Origin of the sequence: Streptococcus oralis, from assembly GCF_024399415.1 — a bacterium.
GTDB lineage: Bacteria > Bacillota > Bacilli > Lactobacillales > Streptococcaceae > Streptococcus > Streptococcus oralis_CS.
Genome location: NZ_CP029257.1, coordinates 919621 through 937154, shown reverse-complemented (window position 1 = coordinate 937154; position 17534 = coordinate 919621). Strand labels below are relative to the sequence as shown.

Genomic DNA, 17534 nt, shown 5'->3' with positions numbered 1-17534 from the left:
CTGATTACGTCTAGAGAGTAACACTATTATCAGCAGAAGACAACTCCTTAGATTTAGACAAGAAAATGAGCTTGGATAGCTTTTCCAAACTCATTTAAATCAATTGCAATTTACTAGAACAAACCTAGAACGGTTCCATCACTTTCCACATCCATATTAAGAGCGGCTGGACGTTTTGGAAGACCTGGCATGGTCATGACATCACCAGTTAGGGCAACGATGAAGCCTGCACCCAATTTTGGTACCAATTCACGAATGGTAATTTCAAAGTTTTCTGGTGCTCCAAGTGCATTTGGATTGTCTGAGAAACTGTACTGAGTTTTCGCCATACAGATTGGCAATTTGTCCCAACCATTCTGAACGATTTGGGCAATTTGCGTTTGAGCTTTCTTCTCAAAGTTCACTTTGCTACCGCGGTAGATTTCAGTGACAATTTTTTCAATCTTTTCTTGGACAGAAAGGTCATTGTCATAAAGACGAGTGTAGTTTGCTGGATTTTCTGAGATTGTCTTGACAAGCGTTTCGGCAAGTGCTACACCACCTTCTGCCCCATCAGCCCAGACACTTGCTAGTTCAACTGGCACATCAATAGAAGCACAAAGTTCTTTCAAAGCTGCAATTTCAGCTTCTATATCAGTAACAAATTCGTTAATCGCAACAACTGCTGGAATACCAAACTTACGGATGTTCTCAACGTGGCGTTTCAAGTTAGCAAAACCTGCACGAACTGCTTCCACATTTTCCTCTGTCAAAGCGTCCTTAGCTACACCACCATTCATCTTAAGGGCACGAAGGGTTGCAACGATGACAACAGCATCTGGAGAAGTTGGCAAGTTTGGTGTCTTGATATCAAGGAATTTCTCAGCACCAAGGTCCGCACCAAAACCAGCTTCAGTAACTGTGTAGTCCGCTAAGTGAAGGGCTGTAGTCGTTGCCAAAACAGAGTTACATCCATGAGCGATATTGGCAAATGGACCACCATGTACAAAGGCAGGTGTACCGTAAATTGTCTGAACCAAGTTCGGTTTGATAGCATCTTTCAAAATCAATGCTAAAGCCCCCTCAACCTGTAAATCACCAACAGAAACTGGCGTACGATCGTAACGATAGCCGATAACGATATTCGCCAAACGACGTTTCAAGTCTTCAATATCCGTAGCCAAGCAAAGAATGGCCATGATTTCTGAAGCAACGGTAATATCAAAGCCATCCTCACGAGGAATACCATTTAGAGGACCACCAAGGCCAACAGTCACATGACGAAGGGCACGGTCATTCAAGTCCACAACACGTTTCCAAAGAATACGACGTTGGTCGATTCCCAGCTCATTTCCTTGGTGTAAGTGGTTGTCAATCAAGGCAGAAAGAGCGTTGTTAGCAGTTGTAATGGCATGCATATCCCCGGTAAAGTGAAGGTTGATGTCTTCCATTGGCAACACTTGGGCATAACCACCACCGGCTGCACCACCCTTAATCCCCATTACTGGGCCAAGAGACGGTTCGCGAATAGCAATCATGGTTTTCTTACCAATCTTGTTCAAGGCATCTGCCAGACCAATGGTAATAGTTGATTTCCCTTCACCTGCTGGTGTTGGATTGATGGCAGTAACCAAGATCAATTTCCCAACTGGATTGCTCTCAACTGCACGAATTTTATCAAAGCTGAGCTTAGCCTTATACTTCCCGTACAATTCCAAATCGTCGTAAGAAATACCAAGTTTCTCAACAACATCAACGATTGGTTTCAACTCAATACTCTGTGCGATTTCAATATCTGTTTTCATTCAAAACTCCTCTAACCTCTAATGTGATAATTCATTATAACACAAAACAAGATTTTTAACATCCATAAACTCTCTAAACGTTCGTAAATATCCTGAATTTCAAGATTTTTAGGGCTCTTTTAAAAATTTTATATGGCTTTATAGTTATAAACTATAGTGTAGCTTTGTTTTAGCAAAATTTTATCGCTTTCATTTTACTTACTGTTTATTTTTGTGTACAATAGTGCTATGAAAATTTTAGTCACGTCAGGCGGTACCAGTGAAGCTATCGATAGTGTCCGCTCTATTACTAACCATTCTACAGGTCGCTTGGGGAAAATCATCACGGAGACCTTGCTGGCGGCAGGGCATGAAGTTTGTTTGATAACAACAAAACGAGCTCTGAAGCCAGAAGCTCATCCCAACCTAAGCATTCGAGAAATTAATAATACCAACGACCTTCTAGTTGAGATGCAAAAACGTGTTCAAAATTATCAAGTCTTGATTCATTCTATGGCTGTATCTGACTACACACCTGTTTATATGACGGGGCTTGAGGAAGTTCAGGCTAGCTCCAATCTGGAAGAATTCTTAAACAAGCAGAATCATCAAGCGAAGATTTCTTCAACTGATGAGGTTCAGGTCTTATTCCTGAAAAAAACACCCAAAATCATCTCTTTGGTCAAAGAATGGAACCCTGCCATTCATCTGATTGGTTTCAAACTATTGGTTGATGTCTCTGAGGATTATCTCATTGAGATCGCACGAAAGAGTCTTATCAAGAACCAAGCAGACTTAATCATCGCAAATGACCTGACTCAAATTTCAGCAAATCAGCATCGCGCAATCTTTGTTGAGAATGATCATCTTCAAACCGTTCAAACCAAAGAGGAAATCGCAAACCTCCTCCTTGAAAAAATTCAAGCATACGATTTTTAGAAAGGAAAGCCATGGCAAATATTCTTATCGCAGTGACAGGTTCCATTGCCTCCTATAAATCAGCTGACCTAGTTAGTTCCTTGAAGAAACAGGGCCATCAGGTCACTGTCTTAATGACTGAGGCAGCGAGAGAGTTTATCCAACCGTTGACACTACAGGTCCTCTCTCAAAATCCTGTCCACCTTGATGTCATGAAGGAACCTGCTCCTGATCAAGTCAATCATATCGAACTAGGCAAAAGGACTGACCTTTTTATTGTTGTTCCTGCTACTGCTAATACCATTGCCAAACTAGCACACGGATTTGCTGACAACATGGTGACAAGCACAGCGCTTGCCCTGCCAAACCACGTCAAAAAGTTAGTCGCACCAGCCATGAATACAAAAATGTATGACCATCCGGCAACTCAGACTAATCTAAGAACATTAGAGACTTTTGGTTATCAAATCATCTCTCCAAAAGAATCTCTACTAGCCTGTGGCGATCACGGCAAAGGCGCCCTAGCTGACCTGAATACTATTTTAGAAAGAATAAAGGAAACCCTCGATGAACAAACGCTCTAACATTGCACCGATTGCTATCTTTTTTGCAGTTATGCTCGTTATCCACTTTTTGAGTTCTCTCCTATTTAACCTTTTCCCATTCCCGATTAAACCAACTATCGTTCATATTCCAGTCATTATTGCTAGTATCATCTATGGCCCTCGAGTTGGAGTTACACTTGGTTTTCTTATGGGACTATTGAGCTTAACGGTAAATACGATTACCATCCTTCCGACCAGCTACCTCTTCTCACCATTCGTACCGAACGGAAACATCTATTCTGCGATTATCGCTATTGTCCCTCGCGTTTTGATTGGTCTGACACCTTACTTGGTTTATAAATTATTAAAAAACAGAACAGGTCTCATCTTTGCTGGTGCTCTCGGTTCCCTTACCAACACCGTCTTTGTCCTTGGGGGAATCTTCTTCCTTTTTGGAAGTGTCTTTGATGGAAATATCCAAAAACTCCTGGCAACCGTTATTTCTACAAACTCAATTGCCGAGCTTGTCATCTCTGCCGTTCTAACAGTAGCAATTGTTCCCCGTCTCGAAACCTTGAAAAAATAAAAAATCAACTCCACTTTCATAATGAAAGTGGAGTTTTCATATTTTAAGCATGAGAATAATCAAAAGGATATGAACACCGAGTCTCACTACATGATGTGAAAGAGGAGTTGGTTCTTGGTTTCTCTGACTATCCAAGTATATACTTACCGACAATAAAATCAAACCAAAAGCAATCATCATATTGACAAAATGAACAATTTCTAACATGATTCCTATAACTTCCATATAGTAAAATCCTACTAAGGGATTTAAGACAAGTGAAAGAGCCAAAACACCTGCTAATAGAGAGAATAGCGAAAGGACCAATAAACTATAAACTAGGAAGCGAGTCCAACCTGAGACTACTTTCCCTTCTTTTTTCTGCTTTGACATCATCACGATTACCACGATTAGGTAAACAAAAAGTATCATCACAATTTCTCCTCAGTTCCTATTATTCTTTACCACATTTTAACCAAATTTTCCTGAAAAATCAATAATGCTTCTTGACTTGATTGGTGATTTATTGTACTATACTTGTGTATATACAGATAAATGGAGGTTCTTATGGATATACGGAAAAAAACGCAGTTTATGACCATGACTGCCCTACTCACTGCAATAGCGATTTTGATTCCAATCATTATGCCTTTTAAAATCGTTATCCCACCGGCTTCTTACACCTTGGGAAGTCATATCCCCATCTTTATCGCCATGTTTCTTTCGCCTTTGATGGCTGCTTTTGTGATTATTGCTTCTAGTCTTGGTTTTCTGATGGCAGGCTATCCGCCTGTTATTGTACTCCGTGCCTTCTCTCACATTGTTTTTGGTACTTTGGGGGCTTTGTACTTAAAGAAATTCCCTGAAACCTTGGATAAACCAAAGGCGTCTTGGATTTTTAACTTTGTTTTGGGTGTTGTTCATGCTATCGCTGAAGTAATAGCTTGTATCATCTTTTATGCTACTTCAGGGACAAATGTTGAAAATATGTTTTATGTTCTCTTTGTCCTAGTTGGTTTTGGCACAATCGTTCATAGTATGGTAGACTATACATTAGCACTAGCTGTCTATAAAGTGCTTCGAAAACGTCGCTAAAAGGAAAAACTATGACAAAGGATCGCAAACAAGCTCTTCTCAAACTGTTAAAAGAGGCGCCAAAAGCTCTCAATGGTCAAACCTTGGCTGAACACTTCCATGTTACGCGCCAAGTCATTGTACAGGACATCGCTATTCTCCGAGCAGATGGAGCTCCTATCCTATCCACCAATCGTGGCTATATCTACAAAGAAAATGATGCCAGCCCCTACGTCCACAAACTCTTTAAAGTGAAACATGAACTGGAAGAAATCGGTCAGGAACTACTAGCCATTGTAGATAACGGCGGACGCGTTCAAAATATCTTAATCGATCATCCCGTTTATGGCGAAATTGAAACCCTACTCAAACTCACTTGCCGCCGAGATGTCCAGCATTTTCTCGAACAAGTAGAGAATTCAGACTTTAGACCCCTTTCTGAATTGACAGATGGCATTCATTACCACCTTGTTGAAGCCGAGACACAACAAGACCTCCACTATATCGAGGAGGCCTTGGATCAGTTAGGTTATTTAGTAAAAGACTAGAAAATTTCTTTTTCCCAGCCGTCCTCTGTGCGGTGGCGATAGAAGAACTCAGACTTGTCAGGTGCTTCCATCATTTCCATCAGAGGCAACATATCATAGGCCAGATCCAAATTTGGAATCTGGTCTTTTTGTACCCAAGATACTTCTCCTTCATCTGAAGATTGGAGATTTCCAGTAAACTCTGTCGCTTTATAGCAAACGACGATGTAGCGCCCACCTGTATCTAAGGGCCAGTTTTTAATGCCGACTAGTTGTGGATTCTGAATGGTTAGACCTGTTTCTTCATAAATCTCACGAATGACAGACTCGGCAAAGGCCTCGCCATTCTCAACATGTCCTCCTGGAAAGGCATAGCCAGACCAGCGATTGTTTTCAGGAGAGCGATATTGCATTAGGACTTTACCTCGCGCCTTATCTTCGACAAGGCAGATGTTTGTTAGGATTGTCTTTTGGGAACGTGACATGGATTCACTCACTTTCTATTTGCTATTATTCATCTCGATATTTTACTTCGGACTTCATGATAAAGGGATTGATCAATTCATGATGGTCATAAGTAGTACGGGCCAAAAAACCTCTAGCTATGATGATTTCCTTATCTTCTATGCGATAGTCTATATTGATAGGGACGGCTGGATCCGAGATAACTGATAAAACAAAGAATGCTGCAAACCAAAGGTAAAATGTCACCAATCCACTAAATATTTGAAAAATAAGGTGATACCATTGAAAATCTCTTGTTCTATAAAAGATTCTCCAGGGGTGGATTAGGAAGGTTAAACAAAGAATAAAAAACCAACTATTCCACAAAACTGGAGTAAAGGATAGGCCAAAAACTAACAGTACCAAATGAAGAATCACAAAAGCTAGCAAAGCCAAATAGAGAGTTTTAAATGAAAATAACTTAGTTAGATTTTCTTTTGTCATGATTTTTCCTCTTTTTGTCCTTATATTTCAAAATCACCATTAATATCGCTGGAATGATGAAAAAGATTAGATAGGTAGTAATTGGAAGCCAGATGTAGCGATAATCGATAGATAATAGGGAAGGAATTTTTTTAACATTTCTCCCTTTCACCCCAACAATTAAGTGGAGGAGAAAAATAGGTCCGTTTATGAATAGAAAAGTTTTTAAAAATCCTTGTACTGAAGCCTTATTGCTAAAACCATCTCTAAAAATACCTTGATAAAGTGTGTGCACCAAAAAGACAAAATTCATAATAATTGGCAAGACATAGGACATTTCTTGATACGGTTTCGGGATAAGTGACGTCCCGAACAACACATACATGATACCAAAAATAGATAATAATATTATACCACCATCCATAAAAGAAACAATCTTTGAATGTCTTTCCATCCACAATTGGACGTGAGCTATCAAAGAATACTTTTTCTGGATTTTTCTCATTTGTCTGTTCTGTTGCTTGATCTTCTTTGGTTTCTTAATCTTTCGTTCCATTTTCGCCTCCTTCTTCTCTTTTCTTTCTGTATAATCAAAAGCAGAATGCCCAGCCCCAAGAAAAAGAAAAAGAGATAACTTACAATAGGAACCCAGACATATGCTGGATCCATAGAAATTATGGGAGGGAAATTCGTTGACTTACGACGTCCTAGCCAATTCAGACCTACCAAGAGATGAAAGGGAAAAAGAAGACCATTGAACCCAATAAATCCCCATGAAAAGTAACGCCATTTCTGAAGTTTATCACTACTAAAACGAAAGACAAGGAAATAGGTTGATAAGATCAGAAGGATAAGATTGAAGCTTAAGGGGGAAAGATAGTTCATGTTCGGTAATGGATAACTAATGTAAGAGGCGGCAAGAAATGATACAAACATAGATCCAAATAATACACTCGTATCCAAAAGTTGACCAATCCTTCTGTGCCTTTCCAGCCAAAGAAAAATCCTCTTAGTCCAAGAAGACTTTTCTTTTGTCTTGTACTTCATTTGTCTACTCATCTTCATTTTCATCTACTCCTTTTTTTGAGCCTTTAGAGAGAAAGAAGATTGCCAGAGTTAACATCAAGACTAGAAGGTAGACGACAATAGGAAACCAGATATAGGATGACTCCAGTGAAAACAATGGTGACAGAACGACTCTTCCTCTTTTTCTCACACCAATCAGTTGAAAAATGAAGCTAAGGACATTGATATAAATAAAGGGTTCACAAAATCTTTTAAGGGTCCTTTCTTTTTCAGTTTTCACTGACAAAAAGAGAGCATAGAACCTATTACCCAAGATAAAAAGATTCAATTGCAAGGGAAATAAAAGCTCTCTGTACCGAAAATCAGCTGGAATGCTTTTGTTTTGTGATGTTGTAAATTCTATAACTAGGAACAAGATGATATAAAAGACAATATCAAGCATAAATTTGACAAATCGATGCCCTTGTAACCAAAAACGAACAGAATCTAAGCCTGATGACTTCTTATAATTCTTCTCTTTCAAATTCATAATAACTTCCCTCTATTTAAAATATAATCTAAAACGTATAGGTGGTATAGGTTCAAAGCTAAATTTTAAGATTTAAAATTTCTTAGTTCTGTTCTCTTCGTAACTTATCAGTTTATGATTTTTAATCTTTAAAGAAACACCACTACCTGAACGATATCCTTTAGCACCATAGTAATAAGAAACCTCATAAAAGGCATCTGGCAACTCAGCATTATCTATCCCATTTGAAATAAATCCTGTCAGTCCGCCTTCACCATCAAAATAATCTTTCTCACCCTCTTCTAAAACAGTGTCTTTATATCTAACACTTCCTTTAATAATTCCTTTTTCCAAAAATTCATCAATAGGGAGGTCATATAAACCTTGAAAAGCTTTCCCTTCCTTATGGTTCTTTTCGATGAGAGCATAATAGTCTTGGATATTGTCAGATTCAGTATCGACACTCCAGTAACTACTTACGAATTCCAAATTGGGATTTTCATATTGCTTGAAAAAACTCTCTACCTTTTCTTTGTTAGAAACACTGACAGGATTCTGGTTGAGTAGCTGATCTGCTATATGTGAAAATTGATGTAACATCGTTTCAATAGTTCCATCGTATGCCAGTGCTTCATACGTTTTTCTAGAAGTACTGGAAGATTTAGGATCAAATATCAAACTATCACTGACAGTGACTTTCCTACCATTAACTTCTTCACTATAATCGTATTCAATTTCATACTCTACAGAAGGCCATCTGTATCTAGAATATTTAGTAACCTTTACATCTCCTTCAAAACCATATAACTTTAAGGTGCTTCTTGTTACACTCTCAATTTCAGATTTAGATGGTCCTGAAAAAGTAGTATGAAAGGTAACTAATAAAATGACTACAAAACTCAGAAAACAGGCTGAGAGGATAATTGCGATAAAACTGAAATTCAACACTAACGCTTTTTTCATTACTACATTCTCCTAGATAAACATATTAAAATTTATTTCACTAATCCAAAGCCTTGACTTCCTCAGCTACTTTTTGTAGATATTTTTGTCTTGTAGAATTTGTATTCACCTCACGCCCTAACTCACCCAAAATTGAAACTTTCTTTGTTTTGATACCGCAATGATTTAGGACAGCATTCTTTAATACTGATATTCCATAACTGTCTGGGATATTGATAGGACCTGAAAATACTTTGTACCACCATGTTGGTGCCATGGATGTTGCGTAAATACTAGCTGTTTTTCCTTTTAGTAACTTTTTAAACTGCTGACCCCTTAAGTAGTTTAAAATAAAACTTCCTTGATTATTGGCAGAGTACGCAATTCCTGGCGTGAAAACACGATCGATCCAACCCTTCAATAAACTAGGCATACTACTCCACCAAATTGGATAAACGAAAATGAAATGATCTGCCCACTGAATTAATTCCTGAGAGCGAAGTATGAAAGAGTCCTCTTCCATCCGTTTTCGATAACCATAACGCAATACAGGATCAAAATCTATCTCATTTAGGTTAATAGATTCAAGCTCATGATGATTTGAGTCAATATTTTCTACAATCGTTCGAAAAATTTCTTGACAGAAACTTCCCTTGTCAGGATGTCCATTGATGACTAAAATTTTCATTCGTTTTCTCCTATCTAATCCAACGCCTTGACTTCCAGCATCATATCACGAATCTGAGCTGCGAGTTCAAAGTCAAGCACTTCGACAGCTTCTTGCATTTGTTTTTCGAGTTTTTTGACGAGTTCTTTGCGTTCTTGTTTATTGAGGCTATTGATATCGACTTCCTTGTCCTCTTCCTTGGCAACTGCCTTGGTTACGGCGATTAGGTCACGGATTTCTTTCTTAATGGTTTGTGGAACGATACCATGCTCTTCATTATAAGCCATCTGGATTTTCCGACGGCGGGCCGTTTCATCGATAGCACGTTGCATAGACTGAGTCATCGTGTCCGCATACATGATGACATGCCCTTCGCTATTACGGGCAGCACGACCAATGGTCTGGATGAGGCCACGTTCGTTACGAAGGAAACCTTCCTTATCAGCATCGAGAATGGCAACCAAACTCACTTCAGGAACGTCAATCCCTTCGCGGAGCAGGTTAATTCCGACCAAGACATCAAAGACACCCAAACGTAGGTCACGGATAATCTCCGTTCGTTCCAAGGTCTTAATATCTGAGTGCATGTACTTGACCTTGATGCCCATTTCTTTGAAGTAGTCGGTCAAGTCTTCTGCCATTTTCTTGGTCAAGGTTGTGATAAAGGTTCGTTCATTCTTTTCAACACGGGCATTGATTTCACCTAGGAGGTCATCAATCTGTCCCATAGTCGGACGGACTTCCACTTCAGGATCTAGAAGTCCTGTCGGACGAATGATTTGCTCAATCACTGTCTCGGTCTGTTCATTTTCATAGTCACCTGGTGTCGCTGAAACATATACAATCTGATGAACGTGACTCTCAAACTCCTCACGACGGAGAGGGCGATTGTCCAAGGCAGACGGCAAACGGAAACCATAATTGACCAACATTTCCTTACGTGAACGGTCTCCATTGTACATGCCCTTAATCTGCCCCATGGTCATGTGACTTTCATCAATCATGATTAAGAAATCATCTGGGAAGAAATCAAGAAGCGTATAAGGAGGCTCTCCTTCACTACGACCATCCATGTGGCGTGAGTAGTTCTCAACCCCATTTGTATAACCCATCTCACGTAACATCTCAATATCATACTCTGTCCGTTGTTTCAAACGCTGAGCTTCTAGCAGTTTGCCTTCCTTTTCAAAGACAGCTAACTGCTCCTCCAACTCCACCTGAATCTTGGCAATGGCAACTTCCATATGGTCGTCATTGGTCACAAAGTGAGTGGCAGGGAAAATCGCCAAATGATCGACTTCTCCCAATACCTGACCTGTCAAAGCCTCAACTTCACGGATACGGTCAATCTCATCCCCGAAAAACTCTACTCGAAAAGCGTGTTCATCTCGGGAAGCTGGGAAAATCTCCACCACATCCCCGCGAACGCGAAATCTTCCCCGTTGGAAATCAATATCATTGCGTTCAAACTGAATATCAACCAAGTCATTCAAGAGTTTATCACGAGAAATCTCCAGACCTGGACGGAGACTCACCACACTGTCAGCATATTCCTTGGGCGAACCCAAACCATAGATACAAGAGACTGAAGCCACGACAATGACGTCATTGCGCTCCAGAAGGGCTGAAGTCGCTGAGTGACGGAGCTTGTCAATCTCATCATTGACCGAGCTATCCTTTTCAATATAGGTATCACTAGAAGGGACATAGGCCTCGGGTTGGTAATAATCATAGTAAGATACGAAGTACTCAACAGCATTTTCAGGGAAAAATTCCTTGAACTCCCCATAGAGCTGACCAGCTAGGGTTTTGTTATGGGCAATGACCAAAGTTGGCTTATTAACTTTGGAAATGACCTGACTCATTGTATAGGTCTTCCCTGTACCCGTCGCCCCCATCAAAATTTGAGCCTTCTCTCCACCCTCGATGTTTTCAACCAACTGCTCAATCGCTTGTGGTTGATCACCTGAAGGTTGGTATTTTGATACTAGTTTAAATCTATTATCTGTAATTCGATTAATCATGATTGCCTCATCTGCATTTTTCTATCCTTCTATTTTACCATAAATTTACTTTTCAGACTCCTCTCTAAGTTGATAAGAGTGAGTATTTCATGTTACATTTCCTTACATAAAATCCATAAAATTTGCCTTTTCATTCATTTTCTGATATAATGGGAAAATATTCGGAAAAGGAGACTAAAAATGAAGAAAAAAATACTAGCATGTTTGCTCATTTTATTTCCCATTTTCTCACTAGGTATGGCAAAAGCTGATACTGTTAAGATTGTGTCTGATACAGCTTACGCACCTTTTGAGTTTAAAGATTCAGATCAAACCTATAAAGGGATTGATGTTGATATTATCAATAAAGTCGCAGAAATCAAAGGATGGAACATCCAAATGTCTTATCCTGGCTTTGATGCAGCTGTAAATGCAGTGCAGTCAGGTCAAGCAGATGCCATTATGGCAGGTATGACAAAAACAAAAGAACGCGAAAATGTCTTTACCATGTCTGATACCTATTATGATACAAAAGTTGTCATTGCTACCACAAAGGCAAATAAAATCACCAAATATGAGGAACTTAGCGGAAAAACAGTTGGAGTTAAGAACGGAACTGCCGCCCAACGTTTCCTCGAAAGTATCAAAGATAAATACGGCTTCTCTATCAAAACCTTTGATACAGGTGATTTGATGAATAACAGTCTAAGTGCTGGTGCTGTAAATGCCATCATGGATGATAAACCTGTTATCGAGTATGCGATTAACCAAGGACAAGATCTCAGCATCAATATGGATGGTGAGGCTGTTGGAAGCTTTGCCTTCGGTGTCAAGAAAGGGAGCAAGTATGAACACTTGGTTACCGAGTTTAACGAAGCCCTAGCACAAATGAAGAAGGATGGTAGCTTGGAGCAAATCATCCAAAAATGGACGGCTTCTAAAACTACGGCAAGCCCAACAACAACAACAACTACTACTACTACTGCTGCTGGACAAAAAGCTACTCCTGTGAAAAGCAAGTACATTATTGCCAGCGACTCATCTTTCGCCCCATTCGTCTTTCAAAATTCAAGCAATCAATACACCGGTATTGATATGGACCTCATCAAGGCCATTGCCAAAGATCAAGGTTTTGAAATTGAGATTACCAATCCAGGATTTGACGCAGCCATTAGTGCTGTTCAAGCTGGACAAGCAGATGGTATCATTGCTGGTATGTCTGTAACAGATGCTCGTAAGGAAACCTTTGACTTCTCAGAATCATACTACACAGCAAATACGATTCTCGGTGTGAAAGAATCAAGCACAATTACTTCTTATGAAGACCTCAAGGATAAAACTGTCGGTGTTAAAAACGGAACTGCTTCTCAAACGTTCCTTACTGAAAATCAAAGCAAATACGGCTATAAGATTAAAACCTTTGCAGATGGCGCTTCTATGTATGACAGTCTGAATACTGGCTCTATCGATGCCGTGATGGATGATGAGCCAGTTCTCAAATATTCTATCAGCCAAGGTCAAAAATTGAAAACGCCAATCGCTGGAACTCCAATCGGTGAAACAGCCTTTGCGGTTAAAAAAGGTACAAATCCAGAATTGATCCAGATGTTCAATAACGGACTTGCGAACCTCAAAGCTAACGGAGAATTCCAAAAAATTCTTGACAAGTATCTAGCTAGCGAAACTTCAACTGACTCAACAAGTACGGTTGACGAAACAACTATCTGGGGCTTGCTTCAAAACAACTACAAACAACTTCTGAGTGGACTTGGAATCACTCTTGCTCTAGCTCTTATCTCATTTGCAATTGCCATTGTCATCGGGATTATCTTTGGTATGTTTAGCGTTAGCCCATACAAATCTCTTCGTCTGATCTCTGAGATTTTCGTTGACGTTATTCGTGGTATTCCATTGATGATTCTTGCAGCATTCATCTTCTGGGGTATTCCAAACTTCATCGAGTCGATTACAGGCCAACAAAGTCCAATCAATGACTTTGTAGCTGGTACTATTGCCCTCTCACTCAATGCGGCAGCTTATATCGCTGAAATCGTTCGTGGTGGGATTCAAGCTGTTCCAGTTGGGCAAATGGAAGCCAGCCGCAGTCTTGGTATCTCTTATGGAAAAACCATGCGTAAGATTATCTTGCCACAAGCGACTAAATTGATGTTGCCAAACTTTGTCAACCAATTCGTTATCGCTCTTAAAGATACAACCATCGTATCTGCTATCGGTCTGGTGGAACTTTTCCAAACTGGTAAGATCATCATCGCCCGTAACTACCAAAGTTTCAAGATGTATGCAATCCTTGCTATCTTCTATCTTGTAATTATCACGCTTTTGACTAGACTAGCGAAACGCTTAGAAAAGAGGATTCGTTAATGGCAAAACTAAAAATTGATGTAAATGATTTGCATAAGTATTATGGAAAAAATGAGGTTTTAAAAGGAATTACAACTAAATTCTATGAAGGAGATGTTGTCTGCATCATCGGTCCTTCTGGTTCTGGTAAATCCACTTTCCTCCGTAGCCTTAACCTTCTCGAGGAGGTAACGAGTGGCCACATCACAGTAAATGGTTATGATTTGACTGAAAAGTCAACCAATGTCGACCATGTCCGCGAAAACGTGGGAATGGTCTTCCAACATTTCAATCTCTTCCCTCACATGTCCGTCCTAGAAAATATCACTTTTGCACCTATTGAACACAAACGGATGACCAAAGAAGAAGCTGAAAAATTGGGGATGGAATTGCTGGAGAAAGTCGGTCTTGCAGACAAGGCTAAGGCAAATCCAGATAGCCTTTCAGGTGGTCAGAAACAGCGTGTAGCTATCGCTCGTGGACTTGCCATGAATCCTGATATCATGCTCTTTGATGAGCCAACTTCCGCTCTTGACCCTGAGATGGTTGGAGATGTTTTGAACGTTATGAAGGAATTGGCAGAGCAAGGTATGACCATGATCATCGTAACCCACGAGATGGGATTTGCTCGTCAGGTAGCTAATCGTGTTATTTTCACAGCTGATGGAGAATTTCTTGAAGATGGAACTCCAGACCAAATCTTTGATAACCCGCAACACCCTCGTCTAAAAGAGTTCTTGGACAAGGTCTTAAATGTATAAAACAAAACTGTAAGGTTCTCCTTACAGTTTTTTAATTGCGTATTGGATTTTTTGATTTTTTTGAAAATTATGATAAAATAAAGACTATGAAAATGAGGAAATCTCATCCCTAGTCCAACTAGGAAAAAATATAGAAATTAGGTAGCTAGATGTCATCAAAGGTTATTGTTACAATTTTCGGTGCGAGTGGAGATTTAGCTAAACGCAAACTCTACCCTTCCCTTTTCAGACTCTATAAATCAGGCAATCTCTCTGAGCATTTTGCTGTTATCGGAACAGCTCGTAGACCTTGGAGTAAGGAATATTTTGAATCTGTAGTTGTCGAGTCCATCCTTGATTTGGCAGATAGTACCGAGCAAGCCCAGGAATTTGCTAGCCACTTCTACTATCAAAGCCATGATGTGAATGATACGGAACATTACATTGCTTTGCGCCAATTACAAGCTGAGCTCAACGAAAAATACCAAGCTGAACACAACAAGCTCTTCTTCTTGTCTATGGCACCTCAGTTCTTTGGAACCATTGCCAAGCACCTCAAATCTGAAAACATTGTTGATGGCAAAGGTTTTGAACGCTTGATCGTTGAGAAACCATTCGGTACAGACTACGAAACAGCTAGCAAACTCAATGAAGATCTCCTTGCGGCCTTTGATGAGGAGCAAATCTACCGTATCGACCATTACCTAGGTAAAGAGATGATTCAGAGTATCTTTGCTGTTCGTTTTGCCAACATGATCTTTGAGAATGTTTGGAACCGTGAGCACATTGATAATGTACAGATTACCTTTGCGGAACGCTTGGGTGTTGAAGAACGCGGTGGCTACTATGATCAATCTGGTGCCCTTCGTGATATGGTGCAAAACCATACTCTCCAACTCCTCTCTCTTCTAGCCATGGACAAACCAGCTAGTTTTACAAAAGATGAGATTCGTGCTGAAAAGATAAAGGTCTTTAAAAACCTCTATCATCCAACTGAGGAAGAACTGAAAGAACAGTTTATCCGTGGTCAATATCGCTCTGGTAAAATCGATGGCATGAAATACATTTCCTATCGAAGCGAACCAAATGTCGATCCTGAATCCACAACAGAAACTTTCGCATCTGGTGCCTTCTTTGTAGATAGCGATCGCTTCCGTGGTGTTCCTTTCTTCTTCCGTACTGGTAAACGCCTGACAGAAAAAGGCACTCATGTCAATATCGTCTTTAAGCAAATGGACTCTATCTTTGGTGAGCCTTTGGCACCAAATATCTTGACCATCTATATCCAACCAACAGAAGGCTTCTCACTCAGCCTAAATGGTAAGCAAGTAGGTGAAGAATTTAACCTGGCACCAAGCTCTCTGGATTATCGTACAGATGCTACTGCTACCGGGGCCTCACCAGATCCTTACGAGAAATTAATCTACGATGTCTTGAATAACAACTCTACCAACTTTAGCCACTGGGATGAGGTAAGTGCTTCTTGGAAATTGATTGACCGTATCGAAGAGCTCTGGGCTGAAAATGGCGCCCCACTTCATGACTATAAAGCCGGAAGTATGGGACCTCAAGCTAGCTTTGACTTACTTGAAAAGTATGGAGCCAAATGGACCTGGCAACCAGATATCGCCTATCGTGAAGATGGCCGTTTAGAATAGCAAAAATATCCTGCAAGATTGACTTGCAGGATATTTATTTTGTATTAAATCAAGCCTTCTAAGAGACCCTTCATAAAGTTTTCTGAGTTGAATTCCCCAATATCATCAATTTTTTCACCGAAACCAATCAATTTTACAGGGATATTGAGTTCTTCGCGGATAGCCAGAACAACACCACCTCGGGCAGTTCCGTCAATTTTTGTCAAAACAATACCTGTCAATGGTGTTATCTTCGAAAATTCCTTAGCTTGTACCAAGGCGTTCTGTCCAGTTGAAGCATCGAGTGCCAGGAAAGTTTCATGAGGTGCTTCAGGAACGACACGTTTGATAATGCGACCAATCTTTTCCAACTCGGCCATAAGGTTGTCCTTGTTTTGCAGACGGCCTGCTGTATCAATCATAAGGATATCAATTCCTTCTGCTACAGCACGTTCCATCCCATCAAATACCACACTTGCTGGATCAGCCTTTTCAGGTCCCGTCACAACAGGAACATCCACACGACGGCCCCATTCTACTAGCTGGGCAACGGCGCCAGCACGGAAGGTATCTGCCGCAACCAACATGACTTTCTTGCCAGCTTGTTTGTAGCGATGAGCCAATTTCCCGATAGAAGTTGTTTTCCCAACACCATTGACTCCGACAAAGAGCATGACTGTCAAACCATCTTGGAAATGGATTTGTTCATCGTAGTTGCCATCCTTCTCATAGAGCTCGACCAATTTCTCGATAATGACACGACGGAGCGCGTCAGGCTTCTTAGCATTTTCGAGTTTAGCTTCATAGCGTAGTTCTTCTGTTAAGTTTGAAGCGACTTGCACACCGACGTCGCTCATGATGAGCAGTTCTTCCAATTCTTCGAAGAATTCTTCATCGACTGAACGGAAGTTGGCAAAGAAAGCATTCAAACGAGCTCCGAATCCCGTACGGGTTTTCTTGAGACTGCGGTCATATTTTTCCTGAACGGTTTCCTCAACCTGAGGAAGTTCTTCTTCAGTTTCTAGATACTCTTGGCTCTCTTCTTCTAAAACTTCTTCCAGCTCTTGGAGTTGTTCCAATTCATCAGCTTCTAGCTCAAGATCTTCCTGAGCAATTTCTTCGACTGCTTCTGGTTCAATAACTTCTTCTGTCAAGATCTGAGGGGTTTCTTCCACTTTGTCTCTTGCTGTCACTTCCTGAGAAGTTTCTTCGACTGCCGTTTGGTTTTCCTCAACTTCTTCTGACAAATCAAGATTTTCCAGAGCTTCTTTTACAATATCTTCGATTTTCGGCTCTTCTTTTTTTCCGAATAGACGGTCAAATAATCCCAT

The 17534-nt window shown here is 40.2% G+C and carries 18 protein-coding genes; 8 read left to right on the top strand and 10 right to left on the bottom strand.

Going from position 1 to position 17534, the window contains the following annotated elements; genetic code table 11:
* Nucleotides 1-113: 113 nt before the first annotated feature.
* A complete protein-coding gene (locus DG474_RS04610) occupies nt 114-1784 on the bottom strand; it encodes a formate--tetrahydrofolate ligase (RefSeq protein ID WP_255778920.1) in 1671 nt (556 codons plus the stop codon).
* Nucleotides 1785-2012: 228 nt separating this feature from the next.
* Here DG474_RS04610 and coaB point away from each other — a divergent pair, with 228 nt between their 5' ends.
* Genes coaB through DG474_RS04595 form a run of 3 tightly spaced genes read left to right on the top strand, consistent with a single transcriptional unit; the run spans nt 2013 to nt 3812 of the window.
* Entirely contained in the window at nt 2013-2702 is a 690-nt protein-coding gene (gene coaB, locus DG474_RS04605; RefSeq protein WP_084857518.1) for a phosphopantothenate--cysteine ligase, read from the top strand.
* Between the two features lie 11 nt (nt 2703-2713).
* Complete coding sequence (gene coaC / locus DG474_RS04600) at nt 2714-3265, top strand: phosphopantothenoylcysteine decarboxylase (RefSeq protein WP_044020699.1); 552 nt, start codon at nt 2714-2716, stop codon at nt 3263-3265.
* A complete protein-coding gene (locus DG474_RS04595; protein ID WP_044020697.1) occupies nt 3249-3812 on the top strand; it encodes an ECF transporter S component in 564 nt (187 codons plus the stop codon). Before coaC ends, DG474_RS04595 begins: the two co-directional genes overlap by 17 nt.
* 36 nt (nt 3813-3848) lie before the next feature.
* Here DG474_RS04595 and DG474_RS04590 read toward each other — a convergent pair whose 3' ends face one another.
* Nucleotides 3849-4223, bottom strand: a complete 375-nt coding sequence (locus DG474_RS04590) for a hypothetical protein (protein WP_084857520.1) — start codon at nt 4221-4223, stop codon at nt 3849-3851.
* A 135-nt stretch (nt 4224-4358) separates the two neighbouring features.
* On the opposite strand from DG474_RS04590, the gene DG474_RS04585 reads away from it, so the two are divergent.
* A complete protein-coding gene (locus DG474_RS04585) occupies nt 4359-4886 on the top strand; it encodes an ECF transporter S component (RefSeq protein WP_000354644.1) in 528 nt (175 codons plus the stop codon).
* A gap of 11 nt (nt 4887-4897) precedes the next feature.
* Entirely contained in the window at nt 4898-5413 is a 516-nt protein-coding gene (locus DG474_RS04580) for a transcription repressor NadR (protein WP_000159158.1), read from the top strand.
* Here DG474_RS04580 and DG474_RS04575 read toward each other — a convergent pair.
* The 7 genes from DG474_RS04575 to uvrB all read right to left on the bottom strand — a co-directional run bounded on the left by DG474_RS04575 (nt 5410) and on the right by uvrB (nt 11486).
* Entirely contained in the window at nt 5410-5877 is a 468-nt protein-coding gene (locus DG474_RS04575; protein ID WP_125414200.1) for an 8-oxo-dGTP diphosphatase, read from the bottom strand. The genes DG474_RS04580 and DG474_RS04575 overlap by 4 nt on opposite strands.
* Before the next feature lie 25 nt (nt 5878-5902).
* Nucleotides 5903-6340 carry a hypothetical protein gene (locus tag DG474_RS04570; RefSeq protein WP_255778919.1) on the bottom strand — a complete coding sequence of 146 codons (438 nt, stop codon included), beginning with the start codon at nt 6338-6340 and terminating at the stop codon, nt 5903-5905.
* Nucleotides 6318-6875, bottom strand: coding sequence for a hypothetical protein (locus DG474_RS04565; protein WP_255778918.1), 558 nt, complete (start codon nt 6873-6875; stop codon nt 6318-6320). Before DG474_RS04565 ends, DG474_RS04570 begins: the two co-directional genes overlap by 23 nt.
* Nucleotides 6876-7370: 495 nt before the next feature.
* On the bottom strand, nt 7371-7874 hold the full coding sequence (locus DG474_RS04560) for a hypothetical protein (RefSeq protein WP_255778917.1): 504 nt from the start codon (nt 7872-7874) through the stop codon (nt 7371-7373).
* A 72-nt stretch (nt 7875-7946) separates the two neighbouring features.
* On the bottom strand, nt 7947-8816 hold the full coding sequence (locus DG474_RS04555; protein WP_084857531.1) for a hypothetical protein: 870 nt from the start codon (nt 8814-8816) through the stop codon (nt 7947-7949).
* Nucleotides 8817-8856: 40 nt separating this feature from the next.
* Nucleotides 8857-9483 (bottom strand): NAD(P)H-dependent oxidoreductase, encoded by a 627-nt coding sequence (locus DG474_RS04550; RefSeq protein WP_129313009.1) that lies wholly within the window; start codon nt 9481-9483, stop codon nt 8857-8859.
* Between the two features lie 14 nt (nt 9484-9497).
* Nucleotides 9498-11486 carry an excinuclease ABC subunit UvrB gene (uvrB, locus tag DG474_RS04545; RefSeq protein WP_255778916.1) on the bottom strand — a complete coding sequence of 663 codons (1989 nt, stop codon included), beginning with the start codon at nt 11484-11486 and terminating at the stop codon, nt 9498-9500.
* A gap of 180 nt (nt 11487-11666) precedes the next feature.
* Between uvrB and DG474_RS04540 the strand changes: the two genes are divergently transcribed.
* The 3 genes from DG474_RS04540 to zwf all read left to right on the top strand — a co-directional run bounded on the left by DG474_RS04540 (nt 11667) and on the right by zwf (nt 16224).
* Entirely contained in the window at nt 11667-13847 is a 2181-nt protein-coding gene (locus tag DG474_RS04540; protein WP_255778915.1) for an ABC transporter substrate-binding protein/permease, read from the top strand.
* The gene (locus DG474_RS04535) at nt 13847-14587 is read left to right on the top strand and encodes an amino acid ABC transporter ATP-binding protein (RefSeq protein WP_001096336.1); all 741 of its coding nucleotides are present in this window, start codon (nt 13847-13849) and stop codon (nt 14585-14587) included. Before DG474_RS04540 ends, DG474_RS04535 begins: the two co-directional genes overlap by 1 nt.
* Before the next feature lie 149 nt (nt 14588-14736).
* Nucleotides 14737-16224 (top strand): glucose-6-phosphate dehydrogenase, encoded by a 1488-nt coding sequence (zwf, locus tag DG474_RS04530; protein WP_084867388.1) that lies wholly within the window; start codon nt 14737-14739, stop codon nt 16222-16224.
* Nucleotides 16225-16268: 44 nt separating this feature from the next.
* Here zwf and ftsY read toward each other — a convergent pair whose 3' ends face one another.
* Nucleotides 16269-17534, bottom strand: a complete 1266-nt coding sequence (ftsY, locus tag DG474_RS04525) for a signal recognition particle-docking protein FtsY (RefSeq protein WP_084859861.1) — start codon at nt 17532-17534, stop codon at nt 16269-16271.

What these genes read in the sequence shown, in the direction of transcription:
- DG474_RS04565 (WP_255778918.1), bottom strand. Translation starts at nt 6,875, where the DNA reads ATGGAACGAAAGATTAAGAAACCAAAGAAGATCAAGCAACAGAACAGA.
- zwf (WP_084867388.1), top strand. Translation starts at nt 14,737, where the DNA reads ATGTCATCAAAGGTTATTGTTACAATTTTCGGTGCGAGTGGAGATTTA.
- DG474_RS04595 (WP_044020697.1), top strand. Translation starts at nt 3,249, where the DNA reads ATGAACAAACGCTCTAACATTGCACCGATTGCTATCTTTTTTGCAGTT.
- DG474_RS04535 (WP_001096336.1), top strand. Translation starts at nt 13,847, where the DNA reads ATGGCAAAACTAAAAATTGATGTAAATGATTTGCATAAGTATTATGGA.
- DG474_RS04550 (WP_129313009.1), bottom strand. Translation starts at nt 9,483, where the DNA reads ATGAAAATTTTAGTCATCAATGGACATCCTGACAAGGGAAGTTTCTGT.
- DG474_RS04575 (WP_125414200.1), bottom strand. Translation starts at nt 5,877, where the DNA reads ATGTCACGTTCCCAAAAGACAATCCTAACAAACATCTGCCTTGTCGAA.
- DG474_RS04540 (WP_255778915.1), top strand. Translation starts at nt 11,667, where the DNA reads ATGAAGAAAAAAATACTAGCATGTTTGCTCATTTTATTTCCCATTTTC.
- coaC (WP_044020699.1), top strand. Translation starts at nt 2,714, where the DNA reads ATGGCAAATATTCTTATCGCAGTGACAGGTTCCATTGCCTCCTATAAA.
- DG474_RS04570 (WP_255778919.1), bottom strand. Translation starts at nt 6,340, where the DNA reads ATGACAAAAGAAAATCTAACTAAGTTATTTTCATTTAAAACTCTCTAT.
- uvrB (WP_255778916.1), bottom strand. Translation starts at nt 11,486, where the DNA reads ATGATTAATCGAATTACAGATAATAGATTTAAACTAGTATCAAAATAC.
- DG474_RS04590 (WP_084857520.1), bottom strand. Translation starts at nt 4,223, where the DNA reads ATGATACTTTTTGTTTACCTAATCGTGGTAATCGTGATGATGTCAAAG.
- DG474_RS04555 (WP_084857531.1), bottom strand. Translation starts at nt 8,816, where the DNA reads ATGAAAAAAGCGTTAGTGTTGAATTTCAGTTTTATCGCAATTATCCTC.
- ftsY (WP_084859861.1), bottom strand. Translation starts at nt 17,534, where the DNA reads ATGGGATTATTTGACCGTCTATTCGGAAAAAAAGAAGAGCCGAAAATC.
- DG474_RS04580 (WP_000159158.1), top strand. Translation starts at nt 4,898, where the DNA reads ATGACAAAGGATCGCAAACAAGCTCTTCTCAAACTGTTAAAAGAGGCG.
- DG474_RS04560 (WP_255778917.1), bottom strand. Translation starts at nt 7,874, where the DNA reads ATGAATTTGAAAGAGAAGAATTATAAGAAGTCATCAGGCTTAGATTCT.
- DG474_RS04610 (WP_255778920.1), bottom strand. Translation starts at nt 1,784, where the DNA reads ATGAAAACAGATATTGAAATCGCACAGAGTATTGAGTTGAAACCAATC.
- DG474_RS04585 (WP_000354644.1), top strand. Translation starts at nt 4,359, where the DNA reads ATGGATATACGGAAAAAAACGCAGTTTATGACCATGACTGCCCTACTC.
- coaB (WP_084857518.1), top strand. Translation starts at nt 2,013, where the DNA reads ATGAAAATTTTAGTCACGTCAGGCGGTACCAGTGAAGCTATCGATAGT.